This window comes from Mesorhizobium sp. M1A.F.Ca.IN.020.06.1.1 (genome assembly GCF_004023265.1).
Lineage (GTDB): Bacteria > Pseudomonadota > Alphaproteobacteria > Rhizobiales > Rhizobiaceae > Mesorhizobium.
Window position 1 is genome coordinate 1 of the sequence record NZ_RZSR01001789.1, and the last position, 466, is coordinate 466.

Genomic DNA, 466 nt, shown 5'->3' on the forward strand with positions numbered 1-466 from the left:
GCACAAAGGAAGGCAAGCTGGTTTCGGTCGCCGGCGGCGGCGACACGGTGGCCGCGCTCAACCATGCCGGCGTCGCCGACGATTTCACCTATGTCTCGACCGCCGGCGGCGCCTTCCTCGAATGGATGGAAGGCAAGCCGCTGCCGGGCGTCGAGGTGCTGAAGCGCTGAGTCATTCAAGACTTTCCGAACGGACGCCGCTATCGAGACTTTCAATCGATTCGAGCTTTTCGGCGTCATTCCTTTGGCGGTAGTGTTCTGCTAGCGCGGAATAAACGCACCTTAGGAGAGCACCATGAGCGAACGTCTCGAAGACATTGCCGCCGCGATCGTGGCGGATGGCAAGGGCCTTTTGGCCGCCGATGAGAGCTCCGGCACCATCAAGAAGCGCTTCGACGTCATCGGCGTCGAATCGACCGCCGACAATCGGCGCGACTATCGCGAGATGATGTTCCGCGCCAAGGAGG

At 61.4% G+C, this 466-nt stretch carries 2 protein-coding genes; both read left to right on the forward strand.

Annotated elements, in window-relative coordinates; translation table 11 throughout:
* Nucleotides 1-170, forward strand: a 170-nt coding sequence (gene pgk / locus EOA60_RS36910; protein WP_128312823.1) for a phosphoglycerate kinase, incomplete at its 5' end; no start/stop codon positions are given.
* A gap of 124 nt (nt 171-294) precedes the next feature.
* Nucleotides 295-466 (forward strand): class I fructose-bisphosphate aldolase (locus EOA60_RS36915; RefSeq protein ID WP_128312824.1); only part of this gene is annotated, 172 nt, incomplete at its 3' end.